Origin of the sequence: Alteromonas sp. S005 (assembly GCF_036864475.1) — a bacterium.
GTDB lineage: Bacteria > Pseudomonadota > Gammaproteobacteria > Enterobacterales > Alteromonadaceae > Alteromonas.
In genome coordinates this window covers 107,286-126,403 of record NZ_JAZETN010000006.1, presented here as the reverse complement: position 1 = coordinate 126,403, position 19,118 = coordinate 107,286, and the positions used below count along the sequence as shown (strand labels likewise).

The following is a 19,118-nucleotide window of genomic DNA, read 5'->3' as shown; positions in this document are numbered from 1 at the left end:
TAAACATGCAGCTTTTTCGTGCAAGCATTGCGCACTTTCCTAAACAAACCACACAATTTGATAATGACATTGCCATTTTTAGAGACGGTGGTTTGCTAGTAGATAACAAAGAAATAAAAGACATTGGCCCGTTCAGCGACATTACTGAACGTTACCCTGCGGCCACTGTCACTGATTTATCGGGCAAGTGGATTTTACCTGGCTTAATAGACAGCCACCTGCATTTCCCGCAAACCCAAAGTATTGCCCACTACGGCGAGCAGCTGTTGAGCTGGCTTGAAAACTACACGTTCCCCACTGAAATGCAGTTTGCCGATAGCGAACACGCCGAAACCATCGCTAAAGTATTTTTAAACCAGCTACTAAAAAACGGCACCACCACTGGGTTTGTTTTTACTACCGTTCATAAAAGTAGTAGCCAAGCACTATTTTGCGCAGCCAGTGAAATTGATATGGCGATAGTGGCAGGTAAAGTGTGTATGGACAGAAACTGCCCAAGCGCGCTGAACGATTGCTCTGCCACAGCACAAACTGATAGTGCAGCATTAATTGAAGCTTGGCACAACAAGGGGCGTAACCGCTATGCGCTAACGCCTCGTTTTGCCCCTACCAGCACAGAGGCTCAGCTTGCCGCACTAGGCGAACTTGCTCAGCAGTATCCCGACGTATTCATTCAAACCCACCTGTCTGAAAATTTAGACGAGATTGCATGGGTGAAAAGCTTATTCCCTAACGCTGGCGGCTATCTAGATGTTTACGACAGCTACAACTTGGTGCGCGAGCGTGCAGTGTTTGGCCATGGTATTCACCTAACGCCTAACGAATGGGCGCGCCTTGGCGACAGCGGTGCTACGGTAGCATTTTGCCCTACGTCTAACTTGTTTTTAGGCAGCGGGCTTTTTGATATGACCGCAGCGCGTGCTAATAAAGTACATGTTGCTTTGGCTACCGATGTGGGCGCAGGTACCACGTTCAACATGTTCAAGACCTATGGCGATGCATACAAGGTCAGTCAGTTGCGCAACGAGCCCATTAGCCCGCTGGAAGGGTTTTATCTTATGACCCAAGGCGCAGCAGTGGCCCATGCGCTTGACCATGAAATTGGTAACTTAAACCCAGGCTCTACCGCTGATTTTATTGTTATAGAGCCAAGGTTCGATGAATTAACACGTTTGCGAATTAAAGACGATGCACAGTTCGATGATGTGTTTTTCGCGCTAAGTATTTTAGGTGATGACCGCGCTATCGAGCAAACGTGGATAAGCGGTACCTGCCGCTACACCAAAGATGATAATGAGTAACAAGCTACTATAGGGTCACCCGGCCCTAAATAAGGAGAATAATAATGCCGTGGCTAGATTGGATAAGTTTATTTGTACGTTGGTTTCACGTTGTGGCCGGTGTAGCTTGGATTGGTGCGTCTTTTTACTTTATATGGTTAGACAACAACTTACGAACGCCACCTAAGTGGAAACAAGACAAAGGCATTAAAGGGGATTTATGGGCCATTCATGGCGGTGGCTTCTACGAGGTCGCCAAATACGCCTACGGACCAGAGAAAATGCCCGAAACATTACACTGGTTCAAATGGGAAGCCTATACGACTTGGTTATCAGGTTTCGCCCTTTTGATCATTGTTTATTACTTCGGTGCCAGCGCTTACCTTATTGATCCATCTGTCAACGCCATGCCGCCAGCCACGGCAATATCGTTAGGACTTGGCTTAATCTTTGGTGGGCTTGCCATATACGAATTTGGATGTCGTAGTCCTTTGGCCAAATACCCTCTTGCATTTGGTATTGGGTTGGTTGCTCTAGTGTGTGTGGTTAGCTATCTGTCTACCCAGTGGTTTAGCGGTCGTGGTGCCTATATTCACGTGGGAGCCCTTATTGGGACTATCATGGCAGGTAACGTGTTTTTCAATATTATGCCTAATCAGCGCAAAATGGTTGCTGCGGTAGCTGACAAGAAAGATATAGACCCTGCGTGGGGCGCAAGTGCCAAGCTTCGCTCGGTGCACAATAACTACTTCACGCTCCCCCTGCTGTTTATTATGATTTCAAATCACTACCCAATGACATATCAGCATCCTCAAAATTGGCTGGTACTCATTGCCATAATGGCCGCTGCAGCGTGGATACGTCATTTCTTTAACCTGCGTCATGTGGGTACCACTAAACCAAGTATTTTAGTCTCTGGCGCTGTTGCCATGCTTGCTATAGCACTGTGGGTATCTTGGCCACAAGCATATCCAATTCAACCGTTGAGTCACAATGACGCGCAACCTCCTTCAACCATGAGCGCAAAGTCAGCGAATCAATCTGATTTAAGCGTGCCTACAGGCGGGTTAGCCAACGCAACATCGTCAGTGGTTAGTAACGAAACCGTCGCGAGTTTGATTACCGCTCACTGTGTAAGCTGCCACTCGCGCACACCCACCGACGAGGTTTTCAAAGTGGCGCCTTTAGGCGTAGTCTTAGATTCATGGGAAGATATTGAGAGGTTTGCGCCACAAGTGGTTCGAAGAACCACAGTGACCAAAGACATGCCGTTTTTGAACAAAACAAAAATGACTGAGGAAGAAAGGCAAGCTATAGCTATCTGGTTTGCCCAGCGACAGCAGTAAAATACGTTTAGCGATGTAGCAGAAGCTTCAACATGAGCAATTTCGCTACATCGCTTTATTTAGTTCGCTATTCATCGCTTCTACAACTTGCCCACTTTGCTTTTTTTCGTACATTACCTCATCTGCTCGGTCTAACCATTCCTGAACAGTATTGATACCCTCGTTCCACTGCACCCACCCAACGCTAAAGGTGATAGGTACGACCTCATTACCATCAACATCAATCTCAAATTTACTGTTTTTTATCCTGTCAAAAAATACGGCTGTTTCTTTCTCATCTGTACCGTAGAGCAAAATGACAAACTCATCGCCACCGATACGGCCAAACCGGTCGCTATCTCGCAAAAGTGAGCCCATTTTATTAGAGAACTCAACTAACGCTTTATCGCCTATCTTGTGCCCATATTTATCATTAATTTCTTTAAACTTATCTAGGTCGACATAAACAAGGGTAGACACTGTTTCGACTCGCCCCATGCGAGAAATCTCGTCATTTAACTGACTAAAGATCTCTCTTCTATTGGCAAGCCCAGTGAGCGCATCAGTTTTTGAAAGATGCTCTAGCTTTGTGACTGCACTCATTAACGCTTGCTGTTGGTTTTTCTCTCGCGTTACATCGTCGGCGGTTCCTAAAATAAGCGACTGCTTCTCGGAGTTGTCATAAATCAAACTTCCACGATCATGAAGATACTTCACCTCTCCTTTTGCATCATAGATTCGATATTGAATATCCCAATTCTGCAGAGGACGTTGAGAAAAAAGCTTTAGAACACGGGCTTTATCATCGTCGTGAACGTGATCAACAAAGCCAACTGGATTACAATAAAGCTCATATTCGTTACGACCGAAAATCTTCTCATACCCGTCATTAACGTACTTTAGCTTAGTTAAATCGGGCGTTGCCACCCAAATAAAAGTTCTATCCGAAAATGCTCGTACGATTTTACTGAATAATGCGTCGACTTGAAAAAGCTCAGACTGAATACGCTTTTTCTCGTCAATATCTTCGACCACCGAAATAAAGTAGTCCGGATTGCCATGCCCATCTTTGACTAAAGAAACGGTTAATTGCGCCCATACCTGCTCACCGTCACGCCTTAGGTAGCGTTTTTCTAATGAGTAGTTTTCAATATCCCCTTTTAGAAGGCTTTCGAGATAACCAAGGTCCTCGTTAAGATAGCCTGGTACAGTTAATTCTTGAAAAGTAAGCTTAGTGAGCTGTTCATCTGAATACCCTAAGAAGTCACACAGTCGTTTATTCACACGGATGAAGCTGCCATCCACACTGACATGCGCAAGCCCTACTGGGCAAGCGTAAAAGGTTCTTTCAAACATAGGGCGTAGCCCCGCTAAATAATTGCATTCCTTCGCCTCAATCAAAGTGGCACTTATAATTAAGCACCAGATTTATTTATACTTTAGTATATAAGTATAGATTAGTATTTTTTCTTAGCTAAAAAAATTGACTAAGAAAATGGCTTAGATAATCTTCAGTAGACTTATGATGAACACGGCTAGATACGTTGAATGGACGGCAAGCCCCCTTACCTGAAAAAATGGACAAATTAGCGTTAAACGCTAACACAAGCTTTCTAATTTATTTATGTTAAGCGCTTTATCTTAAGGAGTCAGTTGTGATCGAATTTTCAGTTATTATCTTTTCTCAGCCTAACCAACAAGAAGCGCTACTAAAACTACTAACCCCTTTGGTCGAGGCAAGCCGCAAAGAAAAAGGGGCTATAATGTATGACCTACATTCAAGCGAAGAAGGCGTATTTGTTATTACGGAAAAATGGCAATCTCAAGCAACGCTTGATGCACATGAAGCCACCACACACTTTATAGTTTTCCAAGAGAAAGCGAGTGCTCTAATTGAGAAAGTACTTAAATTGCCGCTAGTATCAATCTAGATGTGAATTTTTACTATCAGTTCGCTCATATGGTTACCCTCTCAGCAAAAGTAAAAATGTTCGCAATCGCGGCATGTTGCCACAGGCAATAGTGTTTCTACATCAAGGTAATACAACAAAGAGTGAGAATATTTCCAAGGCAGTGAACAATTGCATACACTGCCTTCATCGTTCTACCGGTATATTTCGGGTATTAATCGTTTGTATGATTTTCAGACCAGACTCTTAGCTGTTCGAGTATATCTAAGGCAGAACGGCCAAAATCCGTTAGGCTATAAGCAACGGCTATAGGGCGAGAGTCAATAACGTTGCGTAAAACCATACCGTTGTTTTCAAGCTCTTTTAAACGCTGATCTACCATCTTGCGGCTGGCGCCACCTAGCATTCTACATAAGTCGTTAAACCTAACTGGCTCATCTTTTAAATGATAAATAATAGAGCCTGTCCATTTACCACCTATCAAACGCATGCCGCGCTCAATCGCGCAGGGCTCTGTACAAGTATTTAAAACGGTTTTTCTACCCTTAGCGTCTGTTTTTATTACACTTTCCATTAAACTCCCTAAAAAAGCCACCTAGTTACTAAAAGTATACTGATTGTTTGTTTGAACAAGGTAACTAAAATAGACCACATAAGCAAGTTTACCTTTAAGTTCACCCTTAGCTAATTAGTCTAATATTAATGTAAAAGGTTCACTGTAGGCCTCTTTGGAGTGTAAGCCATGAAAGATATTCATTTATACACCGCAAGCACAATGAATGGATGGAAGCCCGTTATCTTTTTAGAAGAGGCAGGTGTAGATTACGACTTAACTCACATTGACTTCGCCACTCGGCAGCAAAAGTCGCCTGAATATATAGCCATCAATCCCAATGGCCGCATCCCAACTATCATCGATAAATCTAACAACAACTTCGTGGTTTTCGAGTCCGGCGCCATACTTTGGTATCTAGCGAAAAAGTATAAAAAGTTCATTCCGCAAAACAACGATAAGGAATCAGAAGTTCTGCAGTGGCTAATGTTTCAAATGGGAGGGATTGGCCCAATGATGGGACAAGCCATGTTCTTTCAGCGGATTGCGCCCAAACAGGGTGAGCACAACTCCTATGCCATTGACAGGTACGTATCAGAAAGTCGGCGCCTTTTAGAAGTGCTAAATACAAGGCTTGAAGGTCGAAGTTATTTGGTGAACGACGAGTTCACTATTGCTGACATGGCAACCTACCCTTGGGCCAGGGCCTATCATTGGGCAAAAGTAGATGTTTCGGGTCTAGAAAACCTTAAAGCATGGTTTAAGCGCATTGATCAGCGCAAAGCAACTCAGCGCGCACTAACCATTCCGGAACCTTTTGAGGCTTTCTTTGGCAGAGGGGATTCAGAACAACAAGCTAAGCAAGAGAAAGCTAACGCTGACAGATTTTAATATTACTAATTAAAAAAGGCAAAACAGACCGTTCAAACCAAGTGAAGCGCCTTGGCGAGAGCATATTAAACATTAACTTCACGGTGACACAAACCATGATTGAATTTACATTAAATGGAAAAAAAGTGCAGACAGATGCTGCATCAGATACGCCTCTCGTTTGGGTGATACGCGATGAGTTTGGATTAAAAGGTACCAAGTTTGGGTGCGGCGTTGCCATGTGTGGCGCATGCACGGTACATATTGACGGTAACGCTATTCGCTCTTGCTCTTATCCTGTTTCGTTAGCTAAAGGCAAGAACGTAAACACTATCGAAAGCCTCAACAACGAGCATCCGCTGCAGTCTGCTTGGGTAGAAGAGCAGGTTCCTCAGTGTGGCTACTGCCAGTCTGGTCAAATCATGCAAGCAGCAACGCTTTTGGATAGAAATCCAAACCCAAGCGATCAAGATATTGTTAACCACATGAGCACTAACTACTGTCGCTGTATGGCTTATGCGCGAATTAAAAAAGCAATTAAACGTGCGGCGACATCTTCAGTTCAATACTTCGATCCAAACGCATCAGCAGAAGGTGAAAACGCATGAGCATGAAAGATATTTCGAAAGAAAAGAAAGACATGATTAATTTATCGCGCCGCTCTTTCATGGTGGGGTCAATGAAGACATCTTTATTCATGGCATTTGGCGCTGCCGCGGTTCCATCTCTGTTGTCAGCGAAAGAGAATATTGAAACAAAACAGTTTTCACCAAACATTTGGTTTGAAATGGATACAGATGGCAACGTCACCGTTAATATAGCCAAAGCGGAAATGGGTCAGCATATTGGTACGCCAATCGCTAGAATCTTAGCTGATGAACTTGAGTGCGACTGGGATAAAGTGTCTATAGTGCACGTTGATACAGACCCGAAATGGGGCTACATGGTAACAGGCGGCTCTTGGTCAATTTTCCATACTTACAAGCCAATGTCTCAGGCGGGCGCCGCTGGCCGCATGGTGTTAATTGATGCTGGAGCAAAATTGCTTGGCGTGCCTGCCGATAGTTGTAAGGCAGAAAAAGGCTTTGTTATCTCAGGTAACAAGAAAATTAGCTATGGTGATATCGTAGCGAATGGCAAAGTAGACAAAACATTCAGTGCAGATGAGCTTGCTGAACTGCCAATTAAACCGGGTAAAAAACGCCACCTTATCGGTGTTAACGCAGACTACAAAGCACTCGACATCCCGCCTAAAACTAACGGTACTGCGGTATACGGCATTGATGTGGAAGTGGAAAATATGCTTTATGCACGCCCCATTCTCCCTCCGACTCGTTATGGCAGCGCAGTAACGAATGTGGACGACAGTAAAGCTAAGAGCTTACCGGGATACAAAGGTTATAAAGTGCTCACCGATCCGAGCGGTACTATCGAAGGTTGGGTTACTGTATTGGCTACAGACTACCCTACTGCGATTAAAGCTGTTGATTTGGTGAAAGTTAGCTACAACGCCGGTAAAACTGCCAATGTTTCTGAAGCTGATATACAAAAAGAAGGCGAAAGAATTGTACGTGATCGCAAGGAAGGCACCGTTTTTGTAGATGAAGGAAATATAGAGCTGGCGCAAACGAAAGCGGCACAAACTATTGAGGGTTTATACACCACCGCCACTGCCAATCATTTCCAGCTAGAACCACTTAACGCTATTGCTGAATTTAAAGGCGGTAAATGGCATATTCATACGGGTAACCAGTGGCAGAGCCTAACACTCCCTACTGTAGCTAAGGCCGCAGAAGTGCCAGAAAGTGATGTGATCCTTCACCAGTATTATCTTGGCGGAGGTTTTGGTCGACGCCTTTACGGAGATTGGATTGTTCCAGCTTTGCTTACAGCTAAAGCTGCTGGCCAGCCAGTCAAATTGGTGTTTATGCGCCCGGATGATACATTATTTGATCAACCCCGCTCTGCATCTACCTCGCTGTTTAATGCGTCGTTTGATGAAAATAATCAGTTTTTAGGCATGGAGCATGCGCTTGCGGCAGGTTGGCCAACACTAAAAATGGCACCAGGATTTCTAGCACCAGGAGTAAGCGGCGAAGGAAAAGTCGATATGTTCTCGGCATCTGGCGCAGACCATTGGTACACCATGTCTCACCATCGCGCCCGTGCGGTTAACAATAAGATAGCACAAGATACATTTACGCCAGGTTGGCTGCGTTCGGTAGGTCAAGGTTGGATTGTATGGGGCTTAGAATCATTTATTGACGAAGTGGCAATGAAAGCGAACAAAGACCCCGTCGACTTCAGACTTGCTATGTTAGACGGAAAAGGAAAACAAGGGGGCAAAGCGCCAGAAAGTGTCGGCGGTGCCACTCGACTTGCCAATACGCTTGAGATTCTTCAGAAAAAGACGGCGAATGTTAAACTTGGTGTTGATGAAGGCATTGGCTATAGCGTAAGTGCAGGTCAAGAACGCACTATGCCAGCTTGGCTCGCGACTGCAGCTCATGTTCACGTTAACAAGCGCACTGGAAAGATAACCGTTAAGAAACTTTGGGTAGTATCGGATGCCGGTATTGTTATTCATCCAGATGGCGCGATGGCACAGCTTGAAGGTTCACTGCTGTGGGGATTGAGCTTGGCGCTGTTTGAACATAACGAGGTGAAGAACGGTCAGGTTTCAAAAACAAACTTACATACCTACCTTCCTCTGCGTATGAACGATGTCCCAGAGATGGATATTGAACTGGTAGAGAGCGATGAATTCCCGGTTGGTCTTGGTGAACCAGGCGTTATTGGTGTAGCCCCTGCTATCGGCAATGCAGTGTACCAAGCCATTGGTGTACGGCTACGTCATTTGCCTATGCTCGCGCAGCACGTGACTACAGCATTAAAAGCATAAGGACAGTATGATGAGATTGATACCTCCCCTATTAATTAGTGCTCTTTCTGTGCTCGCGCTTAGCGGGTGTATTGCAAACAAAAATGACGATAGCGATCATAGAAATATGACCGCTAGCACATCAAAAGCAGCTAACTCAACACCTGCTTTTGAAGCTTATCAGCAAGATCCTAACCCAACGACTGCGTTCAACTACTTGTTCGATGTAGCAACACATCCACGGTGTGTGAATTGTCACGGTGTTATTGAGGACGGTGCTCACCGTCCAACGGTGGGCGACAACAAAACTCCTCATCCGATGAACATTACCTCTTTGAACAACTTAAAAATGGCTGTTCAAGACGGAAAGTTTGCTCAGGTTGGCGAGACGCACCCCGTAAACTGCCGTGGGTGTCACCAAGATGAAAATGCGCGTGAACCCGGCAGGCCGCCTGGCGCAGCAAACGACCTTATGCCAGGTTTCGTGTGGCACATGCCGCCTCCTACCATGATTATTGGTAACGACATGACCCCCTCAAAGTTATGCAACAATTGGTTGAACCCGCGTTTGAACTCTTTTCTTGCTCAACGTGGGGGTAGAGATGACATGAAAACGTTCAAAAAAGAATTTGAGCATCATGTTAGTGACGACCCATTAGTGAGATGGGCATGGAACCCCGGCCCAGGCAGAACACCTGCACCAGGGACACATGCAAAGTTCGCTAAGGCAATGTCGGTTTGGATTAACGGCGGCGCACCTTGCCCGACAGAAAGTTAAGTTAAAAAAGTCTTTGCCAAAAATGAACAGCCCGCGTTTTAAGCGGGCTGTTTAACGAAAGAAGTAGGCACAACTTGTGTAGGCGAGATTAGAAATGGTAGTGAGCACTCAATACAAACGATTCTGAACCAGGGTTCGTGTCCCCTAGCCCGCCGTTAGAAATGTGGCCAATTTCAGCTTCTAGCGAAAATGATTCAGAAAAATTGTAGAGTCCGGAAAGTGATGAATAGAATTCAATGGTGTCGCCTAAATTTTCAGATTCATCAACAATGCCCGCGTGAAAGGCAACGCGTACTGAAAAGTCATTGTGTTTGTAGACGTCTTTTGCCAACCCCGCAGCGAAATAGTGTTGGCCTTGATCTGCGTTTACCAAGAGAACTGTTGGTCGAATTCCGTAAAATGATTCGAGCGGTTTGTGAACATAAGCCACATGCAATGCGTAACGGTCTGCATCATCGAACAGATTCCAAACAGCTGCTCCAGCTTTGAGTTCTGTGCCTTGAGGTAGAGCATGGGTGGAAAGTGATGTAAAAGGTGAAAGTAAAGATAATGCAAGTGCGAGTGTTTTTAATGGTGTTTTCATGTTTATACTGTTCTAAGCAAAGGTTAAAAGGTTCGCTTTTTCAACGCTCTTTTTACGTCATTTTCAAAGCTATTTTGTTTGTAGGTACACAATGGTAATCAGGTTACTTTTTTCAACCTTGTAATAATTAGTAACCTTATAACTTTGCAGAAAAACACATTACGATTTGCTCTAAGCGTAAATATTGTATAAAGAATTAGACTAGTGCCTGCTGGCCTTGGGGATACGCTTAACGGCAACAAAAGCTAAATAATTTCAGAAACATTGGCTGTAAAACTGAGTAGAGATGTATGACAGACAAAACCTCCATAGAACATGTTATTGAAAGCACCAAAAACAGTAAGAAAGTGCTGGTTTTGTTTGCTCACCCAGCACAAACGAACTCTGAAGTGAACGTGCCCCTTTTTCATGAAGCTCAATTAAATAAGCACGTTACCGCCGTTGACCTGTACGCGGAATATCCAGATTTCAATATTGATATTGAGCGGGAACAGCAGCGTCTAGTCGACCACGATGTTATTATTTTCCTGTTTCCTCTTTACTGGTATTCAACGCCTTCCATTTTAAAAGAGTGGCAAGATTTGGTGCTGGAATATGGGTTCGCCTACGGTCATGAAGGTACTGCGCTGAAAAATAAATTGTTCCTTTGTGCGTTAAGTGCAGGCGGCAAAGAAGAGGCCTATCAAACTGACGGTTTCAATCATTACACTATTAGGCAACTACTTCAGCCATTAGAGCAAATGGCCCAAATCACGCATATGACTTACATCGCCCCTTTTGCTCTATTTGGCTCTCGTACTGCGCAGGAAGAACACCGGGTGGCTCAGCACAAAGACAAGTGGGTAACTTTGCTGAAAAAGCTAACAACTAATACCCTCGATTTAGAAAAAGCAAAGCGTATCGAAAATCTCGCAGACCTTTGTACTTCTCAAGGAGATTAACGTGACTGGCTATTTCTTATATGCATTTATCTACTTGGTTGCCGCTGTCATCGCCGTGCCCATTGCAAAGCGCCTTGGTTTAGGGTCTGTATTAGGCTATTTAATAGCAGGGCTAGTGATTGGCCCCATATTCGGCCTTGTTGGTGACGAAACTGTCGCAATTCAGCATTTTGCTGAATTTGGCGTAGTCATGATGCTGTTTTTAGTCGGGCTAGAGCTAGAGCCTCGCTCTTTATGGGCAATGAAGTCCAAGCTTATGGGGTTAGGCGGTTTGCAATTAGCATTAACTTCCGCGCTTATCACTGGTGTCGCTCTGTTGCTTGAACAGCCTTTCAGCATTGCTCTTACCATTGGTCTTATTTTTGCCCTGTCTTCAACCGCCATTGTTTTACAAACATTGCAAGAAAAAGGCCTTCAGAAAACTGAAGGTGGCAAAAGTGCCTTTTCTGTTTTGCTGTTTCAAGATATTGCTGTTATTCCCATGCTTGCGCTTATACCCTTACTTGCCATTCCCGAACTCGTTGCCGCAGGAGGTGAACATGGCGCAGCAGAATCACACGATAGCTTCAATTTAGTAGAAGGGCTTGCACCTTGGGCTTCTGGCTTGGTGATTATTAGCTCTATTGCCTTTCTCACTATTGGCGGACACTACTTAAGCCGCCCTTTATTTAAGTTTGTCGCCGCATCGGGTTTACGAGAAATATTTACGGCCACGGCGCTTATGTTAATTATCGGCATTGCCGCGTTGATGGGGCTAGTTGGGCTCTCTCCTGCCCTTGGCGCATTTTTAGCCGGCGTCGTTCTGGCTAACAGTGAATTCAGGCATGAACTTGAAGCCAATATCGAACCATTTAAAGGATTGTTGCTGGGCCTGTTTTTTATAACGGTAGGCGCTGGCATCAACTTTTCAGTGCTTAGTGAGAGCCCGATGTTGATAGCAGGGCTAACTATCGCGGTTATGCTGGTGAAAGCCGTTGTACTGTTTATCATCGCCTTAATTTTCAAAATAAAAGGCACCAATAAATGGCTGTTCACGCTAAGCCTTGCCCAGGCGGGTGAATTTGGCTTTGTACTGTTAAGTTTTGCCTCGCAGAACTACGTGCTGCCCAGCGACATTATTTCTGTACTTTCTCTTGTTGTGGCTATTTCCATGTTCTTAACGCCAGGGCTTTTCATCCTATTCGACAAAGCCATTATTCCTCATTATAAGAATGCGAAATCCCAGCGTAATGAAGATGTAATTGACGAGAAAGGTACTGTGGTCATTGCCGGCATCGGTCGTTTTGGACAGATTGTCAATCGCCTCTTAGCGGCTAATGACGTGAAAACCGTTGTGCTCGATATTCGCTCTGAGCAAATAGACCTTTTCAGGCGCTTCGGCAACAAAGCGTACTTTGGCGATGCATCTAAACCTGACATATTGCATACCGCAGGGGCGCACGAAGCGTCTTTATTAGTTATTGCCATTGACGATAGAGAAACAGCTGCAGAAATGGTGAAGTACGCCAAACACGCCTTTCCTAATGTCAAAGTGCTTGCCCGTGCCTTTGACCGTGGTCATGGCTACCGCTTGCGCCAGCTGGGCGCAGATTTTGTAGTATCAGAAACCTATCATAGTGCACTGGAGATGGGCGCAGAAGCATTGCGCTCACTCAATGTCCACCCGTTCCATGTTGAGCGACAAAAAATGGCCTACAAAAATATTGAATCTCAACAAAATGATGTGCTGTATCACGCGTGGATAGATGATGCGAGTGGCGAACGGGTAGACAACAACTACCTAAAACTGTTCAGCGAGCTAGAATCGCTCATTGAAGATGCGCTGAAAACCGATTTACATGACAGACATTCGAAGATGCGAGGCTGGACTCCGCCGCCTAAAGGTTATGCTGAAAAACTAGCGCCCGATGAGAAACCAGATAACGCAAAGAAGTAATGGACGTGTAACTTAGCGGTATTTTTGTTGCGAATTCGCACTACGGGTCGAAGATGTTGATTTGAACTCGCTTGTTAACCCTTGAACTGGTGAGCAAAAATTCTGATCGAAAACGAAAAATAACGCTATAACCTTTAAGTACGTTGAAGTAAGCGTATATTAGATTTCTATACCATCCGCTTTAATGATGGTTAATAGGCGCGTAATACAAGATAACCCATTGCCAAAATGGGAACGAAAAGTGGTTTATTTAAATGGAGAGTTACCATGTTGTCTAAAAAGAGTCTCTTTAACAGTGTAGCCGTGCGCGCTGTGGTTGCATTTACCGCACTTGCTGGCCTAAGTGCGTGTGAAGACGCCCCTACTCCACCTAAAACTGTATCTTCAACACCGGTAACGCTTTATGAAGTTCAGCATTCAGACGAAACCATTGCTAAATTCCCAGGGCAAGTGGAAGCGGCTGAGTATTCAAACCTTTCTTTTCGTATAGGCGGTAAGCTTCAAGAACTTAACGTAAAAGCAGGCGAGGAAGTGAAAGAGAACCAGCTTATCGCGCGTCTTGACGACCGAGATGCAAAAGCACAACTCGCCACGGCCCGGTCTCAGTTTGATGTATCCTCTGCTATGTTTGAACGTATGGAGGCTTCGGTTGAAAAAGGCGCGGTAAGTCGCTCTACGTTTGATGAGGCGAAAGCAAATTATTTAGCCGCTAAAGCTAGTCTCACCAACGCGCAGGACCAACTAAGTTATACCGAGCTTCGTGCACCTTTTGCGGGGCTCATTGCATCTGTGCCCGTTGAAAACTATCAAGTCATTGTACCTCAGCAAACCATTGCCGAGCTTCACTTGCCAGGCGCTATTGACGTAACGTTTCAGTTGCCAGAGCAAAAAATGCGCATGATTGACCGCTCTAGAGCACGCGAAAACCGTACCTCTGAAATGGCGTGGGTCACTTTTTCGGGTATGCCAGAAAAACGCTATGCTGCCATGTATAAGGACCACGAAAGCACCACGCGACAAGGTGAACTTAGCTACGAAGTTACGATCACGCTACCAGAACCTGAAGACATTAATGTACTTTCAGGTATGAGCGCGACCGTATTACTTGATATGTCGAAACTAATTGAGTCTGACACAAAACTTTGGCTGGTGCCTTTTGGTGCGGTAGTGACTGACAATGCAGAGCCAGAAAAAGCGATTGTTTGGCGCTTTAAGCCTGACGGTAACGGTGCTAAAAAAGGCACAGTCGAAGCAGTAGACGTGATGATCACTCGCGGCATTTCTAGTGGTTTACTTGTAGAAGGGCCACTACTAGACGATGATAAAATCGTGGCTGCCGGTGCCCATTTAGTTAAAGAAGGCCAAGCGGTTACTGAATGGACGAAAGAAGGAGGCCTGTAAATCATGGTCGAGTATTTTTTTCGTCAAAAAGTAATAAGCTGGATGGTCGCCATCATTTTAGGTGTTGGCGGCATAGTGACCTTTCTTGGCCTAGGCCAGTTAGAATTCCCTGAATTTACTATTAGAAACGCTCTTGTCATAACCCAATACCCCGGCGCAACGCCCGAACAAGTTGAAGAAGAGGTTACGCTGCAGCTTGAAAAGGCTATTCAGCGTATACCTAATGTAAAACGCGTAAGTTCAGTAAACATGCTGGGGCTTTCGCAGATTACGGTTGAGCTTAAGAGCAGCGTTCAAGCCAAAGACCTAGAACAATACTGGGATAATTTACGCCGCAAAGTGGGTGACGCACAGGCATCGTTGCCCCCCGGCACCAGCACGTCTATTGTCAATGATGATTTTGGCGATGTATTTGGGCTACTCCTTACCCTTAAAAGCGAAGACTACTCCCTTAAGCAAATGGAAGACTTTGCCGATTTAATGCAGCGAGAAATTCAGCTTGTTGAGGGCGTTAAAAAAGTTTCTATTGCCGGTACGGTAAGCGAGCAAATTATTGTGTCTTTAGATCACGATAAAATGAAAACCCTTAATGTTTCTGCAGAATCCATTGCCGGCCTGTTAACTGCGCAAAACGTAGTAGGCAACGCAGGTTCAATCAAAGTTCAGGGTAAACGCCTTTCTATTCAGCCCACCGGCGAGTTCGACAATTTAGAGGCATTAGGACAGGTGGTTATAGGTTCACCGGCAAGCGGCCTGATTCGTTTAACTGATATTGCCACTATTGAGCGTAAGCTTAACGATACCCCCTCGCTTCTTTACCACAGTTCAGGCACCCCTGCCCTGTCTATTGGCGTGTCGTTCGCCTCGGCAGTGAATGTAGTTGATGTGGGCAAGCGACTTGATAGCAAAATTGCTGAGCTTGAACAGCGCATGCCACTTGGTATGAGCTTGAATACGGTTTACAACCAGCCTACGGTGGTCGACGATTCTGTAACTGGCTTTCTTATAAACCTTGTTGAAGCCGTAGCTATCGTTATTTTCGTTTTGCTGCTCTTTATGGGCTGGCGAAGTGGCGTGCTAATGGGGCTCATTCTTGTGCTTACCATTCTCGGCACCTTTATTTTAATGTCGGTGAAAGGCATTGAGCTGCAAAAAATCTCTCTAGGCGCGCTCATTATTGCCCTTGGTATGCTAGTCGACAACGCCATAGTGGTAACCGAAGGTATGCTAATTGGCGTTAGAAAAGGGCAAACCAAACTTCAGGCAGCAAAAGACGTAGTATCGCAAAACGGTTTACCCCTTCTAGGCGCTACCGTAATTGCTATCACCGCCTTTGCACCTATTGGGTTGTCTCCTGATGCCACCGGTGAGTTTGTTGGCTCACTATTTTGGGTACTGTGCTTCTCGCTGTTTTTAAGCTGGATCACAGCGCTCACTATAACGCCTTTCTTTTTCGACCTGTTGTTTAAAACCGAAAAAGAACGCGGCAATAGTGAGGAAGACGACGACCCATACAAAGGCATTATTTTTACGGTTTACAAACGTGTGCTAACTGCAGCTATCAATCACAGGTACATTACGATAGTACTGGTACTTGTTGCGCTGGTTGGTAGCGTGGCGTCAGGTAAATACGTTAAGAATGCCTTTTTCCCTGATTCATCCACACCGCTTTTCTTTGTCGATCTGTGGCTGCCTGAGGGAAGCGACATTTTAACTACAGAGCAATCTATACGACGCTTAGAGAGCAACGTGTTGAGCATGGAAGATATTGCCAACGTAACCAGTGTTATTGGCGGTGGTGCACAGCGCCTAACACTGACCTACGCGCCAGAAGACAGGTACGCCAGCTATGGCCAGCTTATCGTTGAAACTAACACGGTTGAGTCGCGTGATGCTCGTATGCGCGAAATTATCGAGCTGGTACGGGAAGACTTCCCCAATGTGCAATATAAAGTAAAAGCACTTCAAGTAGGTCCTTCGGCAAAAGCGGCAATTGAAGCAAGAGTTTACGGGCCAGACCCTGAGGTTTTGCGAGAAATCAGCAGCGACATTGAAGCCATATTTCAAGCAGAGAAAACTATGGATAGCGTGCGCTTGTCGTGGAGCAACAAGGTGCCATTTGTTGAGCCCGTGTTCTTGGAAGAACAAGCAAGGCGCATTGGGGTAACCCGAGATGCCGTTCACACTGCGTTTCTCCTTAACAACGAGGGTGAAACTGTTGGCCTTTACCGCGAAGGGAGCGATTTAATTCCTATCGTTATGCGCAACGACCCAAACCAGCGCTATGACATAGACAACCTTGCCTCGCTTAACGTATGGAGCCAAGAACAAGGTAAATACATAAGCATGGCTGATGTTATTAGCAATGTAGATGTGTCACTTGATAACCCGATCATCAAACGCCGCAATCGGGTGCGTATGCTGGCGGTTTATGCCGAGCCCATGCCCTTATCCGGTGAAACGGCTGCAAGCGTACAAGCGAAAATTCGACCGCTTGTAGAAGAGCTCGAATTGCCTGATGGCTACCGCATTGAATGGGGCGGTGAATATGAAACTTCAACAGATGCGCAAAGCGCCCTATTCGCGAGTATGCCCATTGGTATTTTAGGCATGTTTATCATTACTGTATTGCTGTTTGGTAAATTGCGTCAAGCGTTAGCCATATGGGGCGTTATACCGCTTACTACTATCGGCATTATCGGCGGCTTAGTGCTAGTTGGTGCACCGTTTACTTTCATGGCGCTGCTTGGCAGTTTAAGCCTTATTGGTATGGTGCTTAAAAACGGGATCGTATTAATGGAAGAAATAAACGTACAGGCAAAGGGAAACAGTGGCGCATTCGATGCCGTTGTGACCGCATCAGTGTCTCGTGTACGTCCCGTTTCCATGGCAGCCATTACAACCATATTGGGCATGATCCCGCTGTTTTCTGACGCGTTCTTCGCATCAATGGCGGTAGTTATTGTATTTGGCCTGACCGTTGCCACCGTACTTACATTGCTAATATTGCCTGTGCTGCATTGTACGTTTCACGGTATTAAGTCAGAATAAAAAGCCTACAACTCAATCGTCCAGAAAAAGCTGGCTGCCTTTTTAGGTTGCCAGCTTTTTTTATGGTTAGGCTAATGCCTACAAAAAGTTATTCAACAGATGCAGCTTCTTTAAATCTCGTCTCAATTTCAAAGCGTCTAATTTTCATCGTCGGCATAAGCATATTGTTTTCAACTGTCCATGGCTCACTAGCCGCAAGAATGTGGCTTAGCTTTTGATGGTTTTCCAGGCTTTCATTAGTATTATGAAGAAACCGCTCAAGCTCTCGTCCAATAGCGTCTTTATCTAATAATAATGCAGTATCGCTAAGTACAACTGAGGCGAAAGATTGAGGCCTGTCAGTACAACCTAAACTTTAGACAAAGCAACAATAAAACTACACCCACCAGTTTACTTTTAACTAAATTAGTTTATCATTAGTAAACTACACTGTGCAGTATACTTTTAATTTAAGGTGAGCGCATGCCGGTTACTATTCGCACACACTTTCTTGTTGGAGTTTTATTTATGACATCTTTCTGTGGCTCTTCAAACGGCCTTGCTGCGAGCGCGTCACAACCTGAAAAATTTGCGAATACCCATATTGAATATAAAACGACGTGGCGTGACATGTGGAAAGTGACCAAAGCGTATTTTCGTGACAATAGAGATGCTGCGACGCCAACGTTTGAGATACCTGTGTCAACACTTACACCACAAATGCTTGAAAGAGTTAAAGAAGATAGCGTGATAAAGCTGGGGCACTCTACTACCCTGTTGAAGCTTGCCGATCGTTATATATTGATCGACCCGGTCTTCAGTGAGCGGGCATCTCCCGTTCAATGGATGGGACCCAAGCGTTTCCACCAGTCGCCAATTTCATTGGAAGACTTACCTACATTAGATGCTGTTATCATAAGTCACGACCATTACGACCATTTAGATAAGGGCAGTATTGAAATACTTAAAAACAAAGTCGACGTGTTTATTACACCGCTAAAAGTTGGCAATCATTTACGTGACTGGGGTGTCGATGCAAATAAAATCGTTGAGCTAAATTGGTGGCAAAGTACAAACGTGAGCGGCATTGAAATAGTGGCCACACCGTCTCAGCATTTCTCAGGGCGAGGTTTATTTGATAGAGACGAAACGCTATGGGCCAGCTTTGTTATAAAATCTTCAAACACCAACATTTTCTACAGCGGTGACTCAGGCTATTTTGAAGGCTTCAAAGCGATCGGCAATAAGTATGGCCCTTTTGATTTGTCGATGATTGAAACGGGTGCATATAACGAACTGTGGTCAGACATACACATGCTACCTGAAGAGAGTTTGCAAGCGCATATTGATGTCCAAGCCAGTGTTATGATGCCAGTACACAACAGCACCTTTGATTTAGCACTGCATAATTGGAACGAACCCTTAATGAAAATTACAGCTCTTGCTGGTGCGAAAGATGTTCCAACTAGCATCCCAATTTTTGGCGAAATAGTGCCTATAAAGCGTGCTGGTGAAGCCCCTAATAAAATGTGGTGGCTGGATAGCAAGTAAAACGTATAGACAAGCTAAAAGCTTTAATATATCTCGCTTAACATTTTGTTTTACTGTACATTTGTGACTATATTGTTTA

15 protein-coding genes are annotated in these 19,118 nt (G+C 44.9%); 12 read left to right on the top strand and 3 right to left on the bottom strand.

Annotated elements, in window-relative coordinates:
• Positions 1-5: 5 nt before the first annotated feature.
• Complete coding sequence (gene guaD, locus V7R55_RS09715) at positions 6-1,301, top strand: guanine deaminase (protein ID WP_334059286.1); 1,296 nt, start codon at positions 6-8, stop codon at positions 1,299-1,301.
• Between the two features lie 44 nt (positions 1,302-1,345).
• A complete protein-coding gene (locus V7R55_RS09710) occupies positions 1,346-2,626 on the top strand; it encodes a urate hydroxylase PuuD (protein ID WP_334059285.1) in 1,281 nt (426 codons plus the stop codon).
• Between the two features lie 45 nt (positions 2,627-2,671).
• Here the strand turns inward: V7R55_RS09710 and V7R55_RS09705 are convergent, their stop codons facing one another.
• Positions 2,672-3,961, bottom strand: a complete 1,290-nt coding sequence (locus tag V7R55_RS09705) for a diguanylate cyclase (protein WP_334059284.1) — start codon at positions 3,959-3,961, stop codon at positions 2,672-2,674.
• A 299-nt stretch (positions 3,962-4,260) separates the two neighbouring features.
• Between V7R55_RS09705 and V7R55_RS09700 the strand changes: the two genes are divergently transcribed.
• Positions 4,261-4,536, top strand: a complete 276-nt coding sequence (locus tag V7R55_RS09700) for a putative quinol monooxygenase (RefSeq protein ID WP_334059283.1) — start codon at positions 4,261-4,263, stop codon at positions 4,534-4,536.
• Between the two features lie 193 nt (positions 4,537-4,729).
• Here the strand turns inward: V7R55_RS09700 and V7R55_RS09695 are convergent, their stop codons facing one another.
• Positions 4,730-5,089: a winged helix-turn-helix transcriptional regulator gene (locus V7R55_RS09695; RefSeq protein WP_334059282.1), complete on the bottom strand. Its 360-nt coding sequence runs from the start codon at positions 5,087-5,089 to the stop codon at positions 4,730-4,732.
• 168 nt (positions 5,090-5,257) lie between these two features.
• Here V7R55_RS09695 and V7R55_RS09690 point away from each other — a divergent pair, with 168 nt between their 5' ends.
• The 4 genes from V7R55_RS09690 (at position 5,258) to V7R55_RS09675 (ending at position 9,597) form a co-directional block, all read left to right on the top strand.
• Positions 5,258-5,959 carry a glutathione S-transferase family protein gene (locus V7R55_RS09690; protein WP_334059281.1) on the top strand — a complete coding sequence of 234 codons (702 nt, stop codon included), beginning with the start codon at positions 5,258-5,260 and terminating at the stop codon, positions 5,957-5,959.
• Between the two features lie 95 nt (positions 5,960-6,054).
• Entirely contained in the window at positions 6,055-6,546 is a 492-nt protein-coding gene (locus V7R55_RS09685; RefSeq protein WP_334059280.1) for a (2Fe-2S)-binding protein, read from the top strand.
• Positions 6,543-8,840, top strand: coding sequence for a xanthine dehydrogenase family protein molybdopterin-binding subunit (locus V7R55_RS09680; RefSeq protein WP_334059279.1), 2,298 nt, complete (start codon positions 6,543-6,545; stop codon positions 8,838-8,840). The genes V7R55_RS09685 and V7R55_RS09680 overlap by 4 nt, the downstream gene beginning before the upstream one ends.
• A 7-nt stretch (positions 8,841-8,847) precedes the next feature.
• Positions 8,848-9,597: a hypothetical protein gene (locus tag V7R55_RS09675; protein ID WP_334059278.1), complete on the top strand. Its 750-nt coding sequence runs from the start codon at positions 8,848-8,850 to the stop codon at positions 9,595-9,597.
• 88 nt (positions 9,598-9,685) lie between these two features.
• Here V7R55_RS09675 and V7R55_RS09670 read toward each other — a convergent pair whose 3' ends face one another.
• Entirely contained in the window at positions 9,686-10,180 is a 495-nt protein-coding gene (locus V7R55_RS09670; RefSeq protein WP_334059277.1) for an acyloxyacyl hydrolase, read from the bottom strand.
• Positions 10,181-10,470: 290 nt separating this feature from the next.
• Here V7R55_RS09670 and V7R55_RS09665 point away from each other — a divergent pair, with 290 nt between their 5' ends.
• From V7R55_RS09665 to V7R55_RS09645, 5 genes are all read left to right on the top strand, one after another.
• Entirely contained in the window at positions 10,471-11,121 is a 651-nt protein-coding gene (locus V7R55_RS09665) for an NAD(P)H-dependent oxidoreductase (protein WP_334059276.1), read from the top strand.
• 1 nt (position 11,122) lies between these two features.
• Complete coding sequence (locus V7R55_RS09660) at positions 11,123-13,057, top strand: monovalent cation:proton antiporter-2 (CPA2) family protein (RefSeq protein ID WP_334059275.1); 1,935 nt, start codon at positions 11,123-11,125, stop codon at positions 13,055-13,057.
• A 267-nt stretch (positions 13,058-13,324) separates the two neighbouring features.
• Complete coding sequence (locus V7R55_RS09655) at positions 13,325-14,458, top strand: efflux RND transporter periplasmic adaptor subunit (protein ID WP_334059274.1); 1,134 nt, start codon at positions 13,325-13,327, stop codon at positions 14,456-14,458.
• Positions 14,459-14,461: 3 nt separating this feature from the next.
• Positions 14,462-17,509, top strand: a complete 3,048-nt coding sequence (locus V7R55_RS09650) for an efflux RND transporter permease subunit (protein ID WP_334059273.1) — start codon at positions 14,462-14,464, stop codon at positions 17,507-17,509.
• A 507-nt stretch (positions 17,510-18,016) separates the two neighbouring features.
• Positions 18,017-19,039 carry an MBL fold metallo-hydrolase gene (locus tag V7R55_RS09645; RefSeq protein WP_334059272.1) on the top strand — a complete coding sequence of 341 codons (1,023 nt, stop codon included), beginning with the start codon at positions 18,017-18,019 and terminating at the stop codon, positions 19,037-19,039.
• Positions 19,040-19,118 lie beyond the last annotated feature (79 nt).

Bases quoted from the DNA above. Each gene is read 5' to 3' on its own strand.
- V7R55_RS09695 (WP_334059282.1), bottom strand. From the start codon at position 5,089: ATGGAAAGTGTAATAAAAACAGACGCTAAGGGTAGAAAAACCGTTTTA.
- V7R55_RS09675 (WP_334059278.1), top strand. From the start codon at position 8,848: ATGATGAGATTGATACCTCCCCTATTAATTAGTGCTCTTTCTGTGCTC.
- V7R55_RS09705 (WP_334059284.1), bottom strand. From the start codon at position 3,961: ATGTTTGAAAGAACCTTTTACGCTTGCCCAGTAGGGCTTGCGCATGTC.
- V7R55_RS09680 (WP_334059279.1), top strand. From the start codon at position 6,543: ATGAGCATGAAAGATATTTCGAAAGAAAAGAAAGACATGATTAATTTA.
- V7R55_RS09710 (WP_334059285.1), top strand. From the start codon at position 1,346: ATGCCGTGGCTAGATTGGATAAGTTTATTTGTACGTTGGTTTCACGTT.
- V7R55_RS09645 (WP_334059272.1), top strand. From the start codon at position 18,017: ATGACATCTTTCTGTGGCTCTTCAAACGGCCTTGCTGCGAGCGCGTCA.
- guaD (WP_334059286.1), top strand. From the start codon at position 6: ATGCAGCTTTTTCGTGCAAGCATTGCGCACTTTCCTAAACAAACCACA.
- V7R55_RS09685 (WP_334059280.1), top strand. From the start codon at position 6,055: ATGATTGAATTTACATTAAATGGAAAAAAAGTGCAGACAGATGCTGCA.
- V7R55_RS09670 (WP_334059277.1), bottom strand. From the start codon at position 10,180: ATGAAAACACCATTAAAAACACTCGCACTTGCATTATCTTTACTTTCA.
- V7R55_RS09690 (WP_334059281.1), top strand. From the start codon at position 5,258: ATGAAAGATATTCATTTATACACCGCAAGCACAATGAATGGATGGAAG.
- V7R55_RS09665 (WP_334059276.1), top strand. From the start codon at position 10,471: ATGACAGACAAAACCTCCATAGAACATGTTATTGAAAGCACCAAAAAC.
- V7R55_RS09650 (WP_334059273.1), top strand. From the start codon at position 14,462: ATGGTCGAGTATTTTTTTCGTCAAAAAGTAATAAGCTGGATGGTCGCC.
- V7R55_RS09655 (WP_334059274.1), top strand. From the start codon at position 13,325: ATGTTGTCTAAAAAGAGTCTCTTTAACAGTGTAGCCGTGCGCGCTGTG.